The sequence below is a fragment of the Inquilinus limosus genome (assembly GCF_051487185.1).
Taxonomy (GTDB): Bacteria; Pseudomonadota; Alphaproteobacteria; order DSM-16000; family Inquilinaceae; genus Inquilinus; species Inquilinus limosus_F.
In genome coordinates, this window is sequence record NZ_JAHVDK010000040.1 from 72,606 (window position 1) to 82,562 (window position 9,957).

Annotated in this window: 6 protein-coding genes; 2 read left to right on the top strand and 4 right to left on the bottom strand. The window is 64.4% G+C overall.

Annotated features, from left to right (window positions below; genetic code table 11):
* Positions 1-18: 18 nt before the first annotated feature.
* Together KXR53_RS32555 and KXR53_RS32560 are read right to left on the bottom strand one after the other, a co-directional pair.
* On the bottom strand, positions 19-1,617 hold the full coding sequence (locus KXR53_RS32555) for an ABC transporter substrate-binding protein (RefSeq protein WP_437379772.1): 1,599 nt from the start codon (positions 1,615-1,617) through the stop codon (positions 19-21).
* A 176-nt stretch (positions 1,618-1,793) separates the two neighbouring features.
* Positions 1,794-3,818 (bottom strand): CocE/NonD family hydrolase, encoded by a 2,025-nt coding sequence (locus KXR53_RS32560; protein WP_437379773.1) that lies wholly within the window; start codon positions 3,816-3,818, stop codon positions 1,794-1,796.
* A 113-nt stretch (positions 3,819-3,931) separates the two neighbouring features.
* Between KXR53_RS32560 and KXR53_RS32565 the strand changes: the two genes are divergently transcribed.
* Positions 3,932-4,747, top strand: coding sequence for a helix-turn-helix domain-containing protein (locus KXR53_RS32565; protein WP_437379774.1), 816 nt, complete (start codon positions 3,932-3,934; stop codon positions 4,745-4,747).
* Positions 4,748-5,211: 464 nt separating this feature from the next.
* On the opposite strand, the gene KXR53_RS32570 is transcribed toward KXR53_RS32565, so the two are convergent.
* Positions 5,212-6,000, bottom strand: a complete 789-nt coding sequence (locus KXR53_RS32570) for a methylenetetrahydrofolate reductase (protein ID WP_437379775.1) — start codon at positions 5,998-6,000, stop codon at positions 5,212-5,214.
* Positions 6,001-6,547: 547 nt separating this feature from the next.
* Between KXR53_RS32570 and accD the strand changes: the two genes are divergently transcribed.
* Positions 6,548-7,474, top strand: coding sequence for an acetyl-CoA carboxylase, carboxyltransferase subunit beta (gene accD, locus KXR53_RS32575; protein WP_437379776.1), 927 nt, complete (start codon positions 6,548-6,550; stop codon positions 7,472-7,474).
* A gap of 562 nt (positions 7,475-8,036) precedes the next feature.
* Here accD and KXR53_RS32580 read toward each other — a convergent pair.
* The gene (locus tag KXR53_RS32580; RefSeq protein ID WP_437379777.1) at positions 8,037-9,515 is read right to left on the bottom strand and encodes a DUF5939 domain-containing protein; all 1,479 of its coding nucleotides are present in this window, start codon (positions 9,513-9,515) and stop codon (positions 8,037-8,039) included.
* Positions 9,516-9,957 lie beyond the last annotated feature (442 nt).

Below are 9,957 nucleotides of genomic sequence, written 5' to 3' on the forward strand. Positions count from 1 at the left end.
CGCCGATAGGCGCCGGGGCTAGGCCCCGGCCCCGCCGAAATCGAGGAAGAGCGGACGGCCGTCCGGCCGCGTCGCCGGGCGGACCACCGTGTCCCGGTACATGAGCGGGGCGCCTTCATGCGTCAGGAAGCGATAGGCCCCGGAGTCCTCCATCAGGTCCTGCATCTCCCAGTACAGCCTGGCCCGCTTCTCCGGATCGCCGATCGTCACCGCCTCGGCGTTCAACTCGTCGAAACGGGAGCTGCGGAACCGCTCCCAATTCCAGATCCCGACCTGACGGGGGGTGAAGAAGGTCGTGGCGTAGAACGGGTCGGGCACCATGGAGAAGCGCTGCACGATCAGCTGCATGTCGCGCCAGCGGTCGCCTTCCGACTCCATCCCGATGGTCCAGAAGGAGCCGGGGTCCTGCACGTTGACCTCAAGGGTGATGCCGATCTGCGACAGCTGGGCCTGCACCATCTCGGCGATGGCGGTGAAGGTGCTCTGGTTCAGCGCGTCGATCTTCAGCGTGAGCCCCTCCGCACCGGCTTGCTGCAGATAGGCACGGGCCTTGTCGAGGTCGCCCTCGGGCGGGACCAGGGCCTTCTCGCGATGGCCGACCAGGCCGGGCGCGATCAGGCCGGTCGCCACGCCCGCCTGCCCGAAATAGGCGGCCTCCAACACCTGCGGCACGTTGATCGCCCATTGGATCGCGCGGCGGACATTGATGTCCTGGAGCTTCGGATGCTCCGTATTCATCCCGATATAGACGTAATAGAGCGAGGGATGCTCCTCGATCCTGGTCTCCGCCGGCGGGCTGTTCTTCAGGGTTTCGAGTGAATCGAGGCTGATGTCGGTGATGTCGAGCGCGCCGGCCTGATAGGCCGTCTCCGCCGTCTTGACGTCCCCGATCGGATGGATATGGATCTCGTCGAAGCCCGGCTTCGGTCCGCTCCACTCCGGGTTGCGGGCCAGGACGAGGACCTGGTTCGGCTTCCAGTCGGCGAGCACGTAGGGACCCGAGAAGCAGGGCGGCTTCAACCCGAAATCGCCGCCATCGCCCGTCGCCTTCAGGACCGCCGCCTTCGACACGATGTGGCCGCAGCCATAGGGCAGCGTGACGTTCCACAGCGGCACGAAGGGCGACTTGAGGACGATGACGCCGGTGCGGTCGTCCTCGATCTCGACGCGGTCCAGCGGCCCCCAGTCGTCCTTGACCGGCGAGTTGTGTTGGATGACGCGCTCGAAGGAGAACTTGACGTCCTCGGCCGTCAGCTCGCCATAGCCGCTGGTGAAGGTGATCCCCTGCTTCAGCCGGAAGCGGATATTGGTCGGGTCGATCTGCTCGATCGTCTCGGCCGCCTCCAGCTCCCAGCCCCACTCCGTCCCTGGGGCGTAGCGGATCAGCTTGGAGTAGATGCAGTTCATCACGTCGACGTTGTAGGCGTTCTGGTAGAAGCCGGGGTCGAGCTTGTCGATGTCGGAATAGGACCGGGCGCGGAGCACCTTCCCGCTGGCGGCCCAGACCGCACGAGACAGCGGCATCCCGTGCGCGAGGATGCCGGCGCCGAGACCGGCGCTGGCCTGCAGGAAGCGGCGGCGGCCGAACGGCCGGGTCGGCGCGGAGGTCGTTCCCATGTGAATGCTCCCGTTCCCTGTTTTGATCGTTGCTTCGCGACGGCTGCCCGGCGTATCCGCCCGACTTCTGATGAGCTGTGACCGGAGACGCCGGCGTTATTGGGCACGGCCCGGCCCGCCGGTTCAATTTCGCTTCCGGCGCTTGTAGACGCGCGAAGTGCGTCGACAAGCGAAGGTCACACGAGCCGCCGCGGAATCGTCTCGCTCCAGCGCTGCTCATGCGCTACGGCTTCGCCCTCCCACGCGGTCAGACGGGCTTCGATGCGGAAGGCCTCGACATCGGCGGTCAAGGTGGTCTCGGTGACGCTGCGGATGCGCCAGTCGCCGCGTGACATCTCGATCTGCCAAGAGGTCTGTCCCGTGACGCTGCCGGCCTCATCGCCTTGGAAGGAGTAGCGCTCCAGCCCCGTCATCGAGATCGTGAGATCGTTGCCGACGATGCGGTAGGTGCCGGCGCCGCTGCCGATCTCGATCGCCGTCCGGCCGTCGCCGAGATCCTCCGCCAACCGGCAGAAGATCTCCGGCGCCGCGATCCGCTCGACCGCGAGCGGCGGCGCCCCTTCAGGGTCGGCGAAGGCCGGCAGGGATGCGTCTTCCGGGCACTCCGGACGGATCGGCAGTTCGAGCCGGCTGCTTTCGGGATAGACCGTCAGGGTCGCCGGTGCGGGCGCCGGCCAGGCGACCGGGAAATAGCTGGTCGAGATGGCGAGACGGATGCGATGACCAGCGGGGAAGCGCTGGGCGACGTGCTTGAAGGGGATCCGGACCCGGTAGCGTTCACCCGGCACCAGCGGCTCCGGATGCTCATGCCCGTCGCGATGGGTCAGGTTCAGCAGGCCGTAGCTGACCCGCGTGGCGGCGCCGTCGGGCGCCACGTCGACGAGCCTGGCCGCGACCATCGCCACCGGCCTGTCGCTGGCGACCGACAATTCGAGCGCCGCCTCTCCGGCGATCTCGACCGGGTTGTCGAGCAGCGCCGTCTCGAAGACCAGGCTGCCCGCATCCTCGACCCGCTGGTCGACCGGCTGGTCGCCGGCCGCCGCATAGGAACACCACCGCCCGCCGCGCAGCCCGACCCAGAGCGGCGATCGGATCGCACGGGACTCGGCCGGCAGTTCCCGGCCTTCGCCGGCCAGACTGCCGTCGCTGCCGAGGACGAAGGCGCGTCGCTCGATCCGGGGCGACGGCCAGGCCACTTCCGCGACCCAGCGCCCGGGCCGCTCCTCGTAGTGGCTCTGTGGCGGCACGCTGTCCTGCATGAACAGCCGCAGCATCGGTTCGTCCATGATCCCGGTGTCGCGTCCCTTCAGCCAGTGGTCCCACCAGCGGAGGCTTTCCTGCAGAAAGCCGATCGCCGGCTGCGGCCGCCCGACATGGGGATAGGTGTGCGCCCAGGGACCGACCAGACCCTTGCGCGGGACCTGCAGCTTCTCCATCAGTCGGAACACCGATCGGCAATAGCCGTCGGCCCAGCCGCTGACGGCGTAGACGGGACAGGCGACGCGGCTGAAATCCTCGCAGATCGAGCCGTGCCTCCAGAACTCGTCGCGGTGCTGGTGCTCCAGCCATGTCTTCAGCCACAGACCGCTCTCCCGCAGCCTGAGGTGCCACAGCTCGCGCCAGGTCTCGGGCTTGTGGCGCGGGTCCGGCGGCAGCGTGTTGCGCCCGAACATGATCGAGGCCCACGACAGGTTGTCGATCAGGAGGCATCCGCCCATGTAGTGGACGTCGTCGGCGTAGCGGTCGTCGGTCGAGCAGCAGGTGATCACCGCCTTCAGCGCCGGCGGGCGCATCGCCGCGATCTGCAGCCCATTGAAGCCGCCCCAGGAGATGCCGATCATGCCGACCTGGCCGTCGCACCAGGGCTGGGCCGCGATCCACGCGATCGCGGCATAGCCGTCGTCGAGCTCCTGCTGCAGGTATTCATCCCGCATCAGTCCCTCGGAATCGCCCGTGCCGCGCAGATCGAGCCGGACCACGGCATAGCCGTGGCCGGCGATATAGGGATGGGTGATCGTGTCTCGGCCGGCCGTGAGGTCGTTCTTGCGGTACGGGATGTATTCGAGGATCGCCGGGACCGGCCGCGCCTCCGCATCGGCCGGCAGCCAGATACGGGCTGCCAGGCGGCAGCCGTCCGGCATCGGGATCTCGACATGCTCGATCTCGCGGACCGGGTGGGGGTATTCGGAGACGGTTCGCATCGCGCCCTTCGCCCTCGGTTCTGTGAGGCGATGAGAGGCAATCCGGACCGTGGCCGCAATTTCGCAGCCTTTCGCGACTTGACTCCCTTTGGGCGTCAATGTGCGATGCCGGGATGTCTGCTGATCCCCTGCCGGAGAATCTCGGCTACCTGTGCGGCTTCTACCGGTCGATCGCCGAGGTCTGCCGCCGCCTGCAGATCAACCGGCAGCAGTTCAACAAGTACCTCGCCGGCCAGACCTGGCCGTCGCGCCGCAACATGCGCCGGATCTGTGACTTTTTTGGCGTGACGGAAGCCGAGCTGCTGATGGAGCATTCGCGCTTCGCCGAGATCGTCGGGCTGCGGCGGCGACCACTGACGGATTCCGCCCTGGCCGGCCCGCTTTCCCATATCGAACGGCTGTATCAGCACTCGGGAGATCTGCACCGCTACATCGGCTACTATTTCCGCTACTTCTATTCGTTCAGCTATGCCGGACAGATCATCAAATGCCTGGTACAAATCTACGAAAAGGACGGAAAGATTTATTGGAAAACGGTCCAGCGCATCGCGTCGCTGGATAAAAAGTACGGAACCAAGATAGCGAAATACGGCGGCGCCCTGTTCCTGCTCGGCGATCGGATCTTCGGCCTCGAATACGAAACCCTGATGAGCAACAGCATCACGCAGGTGATCCTATACCCGAGCTACCACAACCGGGTGACCTATCTCCGCGGCATCCAGACCGGGGCGCCGCTGGCGCGCGGCCGGAAGCCGGCCGCCTCCATCGTGCTCCTGGAGGCGCTGGGCAGCCGGGTCGATCTCCGGCGCGCCCTCGCTTCTTGCGGACTCTTCGAGGAATCGGACCCGGCGATCGATCCGGCGATCCGTTCCCTGATTGCCAACCGGATACTGCCTGGGACTTACGTGCTCGAAGCCGAGGAAGTGTGAGTCGCAACTATGCTCATGAGCTGCTGGCCAGTACCTCGTTGCACCATGTGCCCATGGGCAATGCCGTGCTGAATGACATTGGGCCGAGAGCCGTGATCGCGCCGTATTCGGTCATAGTGTCGCTGCCCCACAAGCGGGCATGGGGCTGCGGCTGGGCGGAGGCCCGTTACAAGACGCGGCAGTGCGAGGAGCTATTCAGCCCGGGCGCGACGCGGTTGTGAGCCACCGGCCCGCTCGTGAAGCTTGGAGCTACCCGGCGCGGGCCGGCGTCGGGCGCCGGTTGTCGATGACGTTCGCCCGAACGGCATCAATCCTATTCAGCCGCGAATGTCACCAATCGAATCGTCCCAACCGACCGCGGGGCGCCATAACCGGACGCGGAGCGACGGCCTCCGAAGCGGACGTTCGCCCCGCCAAGCACCGACAGGCGATGTAGTTCACAACGGCTAGTTGAGCGCCGAACCTCAGACATTTCGTGCGGAGCGCCCTCGGGCGTGGGGCTGCCCGCCAGTTGCCGGTTCTTCGCGTCGCACCGGGCCGGCGACACCGGCGCCATCTGCCACCAGGCCCTCGAGGTAGCTCGTCAGGTTCACCTTGATCGGCATGAAATAGACGTTTGCTCCCAGTTCACGGATGCTCTCGATCGCAGTTGCGGCGAACGCCCTGTTCCATTCAAGTGAAGGTGCGAATCCGTCTGGGAATACAACATTGTTGGCTCTCTCCCAGAAAGATCGGGAGCGCTCGGTCAGAACAGGCGCGATCCCCCAGAATACGCAATGCCCCCGTAGCATCTCCGCACAGATCTCAAGCAACCGAAGGTCGAACATGGGCTGGGTGAAAAAGCCATCCGCCCCGGCATCGACCTTTCTCCCAACGCCGGTCAATTCTTGGCGGAGGCCATGGCGATAAGGGTCAAAGGCGGCATAGACTCGCAAGGACGGGTAATGGCGCTTGAAACGGCGAATGACCTCCACGCTGGTGTTCGGATGCACGCTGCGGCTCATGTCGCGCGGCAGATCTCCTCGGATGATCAGAACCTCCGTCAAACCGGCGGTGAGTATCGCCTCGGCGACAGGCAGTTCCTCGCCGGGAGGAATATCAATGGCCCTGATGTGGGGAATCGATGATGGAATGATCGCGCTGGTGATCGCGCAGGCGTCCCAACTCCGCAGCGGAAAGCGCATCAGGTCGGGAATATTGAAGGCGTTGGCTTGCGGCATCGCCGCCCGAGCTTCCATCGCGTCGGCAAGCACCTGCGCCTCACCCCGCGGGACCAGTTCGACTGAGATTCGCATGCTGACCGCCCCCGATCGGTGCAACCGACAACGCCGTGCCAGAGACATCCGCGGCGCAGCCGATAGCAGTCATCACAATCATTTATCACATAAAGATATAAGGAAGTCTTTATATCGTGCTCGTCCAGCTGTCAATGCGATGCTCGGCCCGGAATCGGAACCTCCTGCCCTCCCGATGATAGAGCTCGGCAACTCCTAACTCCGACTTCGCCTCGACCCGAGGGCGCCATAAGCGGTCATCACGTTGGCGTCCCGATACCGGACATCAGTCGAACTCGCGGGGTCCGGCCCTGCTCATGATGGTTGGTCAATGGCAATCACTCTATAGATATTATCCCCGGAAAACGACATGATCCTAATATTTCCTAGCATTCCATTACACAGTGCGCGGCAAGCCGAAGTGACGTCCAATACGCGCGACCTGACACGTATACTATCCACGGCTGGATTGGGCGCACCGATTCGGTTAAAAATGCTGGCTTCAGCGAATCCACGGAGTAGATGGATGAACTGGCTGACCAACTACATTCGCCCGAAGCTCCGGGCCCTCGTCTCGTCCCGGCCGAAGACGCCGGACAATCTGTGGACGAAGTGTCCGAACTGCGAGGCGATGCTGTTCCATCGCGACCTGGAGGCCAACCTCCATGTCTGCCAGCATTGCGGCCACCATATGCGCTTGGCCCCGACCAAGCGGCTGGCCATGCTGTTCGACGACGGCAAGTACGAGACCATCGAGCTGCCGAAGCCTGCCGTCGATCCGCTCAAATTCCGCGACACCAAGCGCTACACCGACCGCCTGAAGGACTTCCAAGCCAAGACCGGCCGTCACGATGCGCTCGTTGTCGCCCATGGCAAGATGGGCGGCCGCGACACCGTGGTCGCCGTTTTTGACTTCGATTTCCTTGCTGGGACAATGGGAACCGCAGTGGGCGAGGGGTTGGTTGCCGCCGCCAAGCTGGCGGTGATGCAGCACGCGCCGCTGGTGGTGGTGCCGGCCTCGGGCGGCGCCCGGATGCAGGAAGGCATCCTGTCGCTGATGCAGATGCCGCGCTCGATCATCGCGGTCGAGCAGGTCAAGGAAGCCGGCCTGCCCTATATCGTGGTGCTGACCGACCCGACCACGGGCGGCGTCACCGCCTCCTTCGCCATGGTCGGCGACATCCACATCGCCGAGCGCGGCTCGCAGATCGGCTTCGCCGGGGCCCGGGTGATCGAGGAGACGATCCGCGAGACCCTGCCGGAGGGCTTCCAGCGCGCCGAATACCTGCTGGACCACGGGATGGTCGACGTGGTGGTGGTGCGCAAGGAGCTGCGCGAGTCAATCATTCGTATACTTGGGCATCTCCGTCGAGACCACGTGGCCCTTACCGGGACAGATAACTCTCATGCAGCAGCCTACTCTAGTCTCGGAGCGGAGAGCCTTCCCTATTGAACGCCGATCGGGATCTCTTTGCGTGCCGGTTGATAATCGAGTTGCTCGGCTGAAGGGCGCCATATCCGGCCATCCAACCGCCGCTCCGACACCGGACATCGCTCAATGCCGTACTATCAGGCCCTACTCGGTCAGCCGGATCTCAGAGCGCGGCCGTTATCGGGCATGTCAGCGGCTTCCTCCTTAGCGGACCTCGACTATCGCGACGGGATGCGTCACAGATGCCGGGAAATCCCTTCGCCCCTGCGAAGGCCTGAGACATAATCACGTATTGATTGCTTGACAGGAAACGAGGCTATTGTGCCCTCACTCAGGATCATGCGCTTCATCATCCCGTCCTTGATCCTCGTGGCCTGCGTCCAATCTCACCCGGCGCCCATTTCCCCCGCACCGATGCCGCCAGCGTCGGGCGCTCCCCTGCCAATCGCCGCCAATGCTGGTAAGGGGCAATATCAATTTCCGCCCGCAGCGACGCGGGTGCAGCGAGCAGCCGCGCTGCAGGCTGAACTGAGCCCACCGATCTGCATGGCGGTGGTCACCTCCGGGCGCGCGACGGGAGGCGCTATGGCCTCGTCCGAGTGCCCTGCACGCGCCACACCGGCATCGTCTCACGAACGCCTTTGAGGCGGGCGGAGACCGCCAAACAGCTGCAAGGCTCCAAAATCGCGTCTACGCCCTCAGCGTCGTGCACTTCGCGCGTCATGCAGATTTCGCCACCCTCCGCTAGGGCTTCCACGCGCGCCGCGATGTTCACGTTCTGGCCGAAGTAGTCGAGCCGCTCGTTGAGTGTGACCGCGATCGCGGCGCCACGGTGCAACCCCACCTTGAGGATCAGATCGCGTTCGCCACGCGCGTCGTTAAAACGGGCAATCTCGGCCTGCATCGCGAGTGCCGCGCTCACTCCGTCGGCGGGTGACATGAACGCGGCCATCACAGCATCGCCTAGCGTCTTGACGATCGCGCCGTTGTGACCAACCGACACAGCTGTCAGGCGCTCAAAGTGCTCTTGCACAAGCGCAAAGGCGTTGAGATCGCCGATGCGCTCGTAGAGCTCGGTCGAACCCTTGAGATCAGTGAACATCAAGGTGATGTCACGGACGCTCATACCCTCGGTGCCCTTGACGAGTTCGTGCCGGAAAAGATCCCGGAAGGTCTGTGTCGTCAGCAGCCGCTTCGCCGACAGATACGGCTCAAAGTCGAGGATCGTGGCGCAATGGGGAACGGCATCCGGAAATTCGACAACAGTCCACAGCAGACGCCGGTCCGAGCTATTGTTCAGCTCAAGCACAACCGGCCCGGACGCGAGACGGGTGCCGGACGTTTCCCAGCGGCCGTTCCGGAATTCAATGCGCAGGCGTTGCAAACCGCCGCTCTGCTCGTCCGACACCGAGACGAGGAAATGAGCGCCCGTGTTGACCTCGGTGCCGTTGAGGATGGACCTGCCCGATCGGCCAGCTATGAACTCCAGGGTGGTGCTCGCGCCAGGTCCGAGGAAGTCTGCCCCGCGCCGGCACTGCTCAAAGATTTGCCGGGGCGAAAGGCTTGTCGAGCCTGGCGGCACATCGCACGTCAGGTGAGGTCCGGAGAAAGAGACATACATCAAGTGCTGCTGGGCCGGCAGCGTCTCGGGCCTGTGAAACACGATGGGACGGATGGTCGGCACGATCGTGAAGGCGATCACGATGAAATCGTCCAGCGTGGCTTCGCAGCTATTCAGGCAAAAGTGGCAGTAAAAACGGTTGGCGTTGATCGTCCGTAACGAGCCGAAGTTCTCGATGATGGACGAGCACGTCGGGCAGAGCACCATCCAGTTCATGGTGAACAGGCCCGCTGCCGTGGCATGCAGGAACAGGTCGATCGCTTCCGGCTCGGTCAAGTGATGCTGTTGCGCGAATTTAATCGGGTTGACGCGGAACACCGCGGCGTCGTCGCCCGACCGGATCAGCTGTTCGAGCCGGGACACCACGCGCGGGGACCAACTGCGCGCTGCTTCGAGTTCCGCGAGCCGTGCCTCCAGCAGTAGTTCATCGAGTGTCGCCATGGCCGTGAGCCCTCTGCATGGGCGGACGTGCCACCGAAGCGCCGGAGTAGGTCAGCTCGCCGGCAGCGCGATTACTCCTATGGCTGCGGGTTGCGCCCCCGCCTTTGCCGCAGACCCGCTTGCCACCACGACTGGCTGCTCAGCACCGCAGTCAGGTCTTGGCCGGCTCGCAAGCCGTTATTGCGATCGACCATTCTAGGGCCATGAACCTCATGGCGCCAGCACGACGAGGCCACGCACCGATACTGCGACCTACTCACCCATCCGATCTAGCCGGCCCGGCTTGGCTCGGATGCGCCATATGCGGTCATCGCGCCAGCGCCCCGACACCGGATATCGACCGAATCGTCCGGATCCGGCCCTTCTCGGTTGGCCCAGCCCGACGTGGACGCATCCAAACCGGCCATCGGAGTAGGCTCCCGACAGCGGACATGGCCGCACG

What these genes read in the sequence shown, in the direction of transcription:
- KXR53_RS32555 (WP_437379772.1), bottom strand. Translation starts at nt 1,617, where the DNA reads ATGGGAACGACCTCCGCGCCGACCCGGCCGTTCGGCCGCCGCCGCTTC.
- KXR53_RS32560 (WP_437379773.1), bottom strand. Translation starts at nt 3,818, where the DNA reads ATGCGAACCGTCTCCGAATACCCCCACCCGGTCCGCGAGATCGAGCAT.
- KXR53_RS32565 (WP_437379774.1), top strand. Translation starts at nt 3,932, where the DNA reads ATGTCTGCTGATCCCCTGCCGGAGAATCTCGGCTACCTGTGCGGCTTC.
- accD (WP_437379776.1), top strand. Translation starts at nt 6,548, where the DNA reads ATGAACTGGCTGACCAACTACATTCGCCCGAAGCTCCGGGCCCTCGTC.
- KXR53_RS32580 (WP_437379777.1), bottom strand. Translation starts at nt 9,515, where the DNA reads ATGGCGACACTCGATGAACTACTGCTGGAGGCACGGCTCGCGGAACTC.